The sequence below is a fragment of the Bifidobacterium xylocopae genome (assembly GCF_003315615.1).
Classification (GTDB): Bacteria; Actinomycetota; Actinomycetes; order Actinomycetales; family Bifidobacteriaceae; genus Bombiscardovia; species Bombiscardovia xylocopae.
The window spans coordinates 1-913 of record NZ_PDCH01000034.1; the positions used below are offsets into that span (position 1 = coordinate 1).

The following is a 913-nucleotide window of genomic DNA, read 5'->3' on the forward strand; positions in this document are numbered from 1 at the left end:
CGATGGGGGGTTCGGCGGCAACGCCATGTCCAGCATCAATGCGGCTTTCGCTGCCCAGGGTGTGACGATGCTGCCGAACGGCGTCGGCGTGGCCCAGCAGGCGCTGACGATGGCCAACACCAACTGCGTCAACCGTTTCAACGACGCCCACGCCGACCAGGTGGGGCAGGCCCAATGCCGGGTCGTGGCCGTGGGCACGATGACCGGGCCGAACAAGCAGTTCTCAGGGCTGGTGCACCACCTGAAAAGCGACTGGCTTGCAGGTTGGGCGGCAACGGTAGGTGGCCATTACTACAGCAATAAAGGCGTGCAGTACACCACGAATGATGTTTTCCAGGATCAGCCTGGCACATCTGTCAATTCGCTGGCCGAACAGTACTCTAATGATGATATATCCATTGTGGTGATCATGCTTAACCAGTATGAGCCTCGGTCCGAAACGCCTCCAGCTCCGCCCACCAAGGACGTGCCGGCTGGTACTAATGCGGATTCGATGCTGCATGATCAGGTCATCACGACTGGCACTGGACTGGGAGGCAAGCGGTTGAAGTTCACGGATTCGATTGACCCTGCGGGCCAGTCGTATGCGGTGGTGGCTCAATCGGTGACTGATACCACGACCGGCGCCGATATAAGTGGACAGTTCGATTTCGACGCGGCCGCGCCGGGGGCACACGCCACGTGGAAGGGCGGCGACTTGCCCCAGGATCATAATTTCGCCTGGAAGGTGACGATCCGTACATCCGTGCCGGAGACCAGCCGGGTCAAGGATTATGGCGAGGTCTACTGGAAGGGCACCTCCATCGAGCAGACCAGGCCCACGCCCGAGCGTGAGTTCCCGACCTGGAGGCCGAACCCGGACAAGTCCTGGATCCTCAAGGACCCGGCCTCGGGCAGGTGGCAGGCGGTCATC

1 pseudogene is annotated in these 913 nt (G+C 61.1%); it reads left to right on the plus strand.

From position 1 onward, the window contains the following. Positions 1–913 (plus strand): annotated as a pseudogene (locus CRD59_RS08030) (LPXTG cell wall anchor domain-containing protein); the annotation flags it as partial.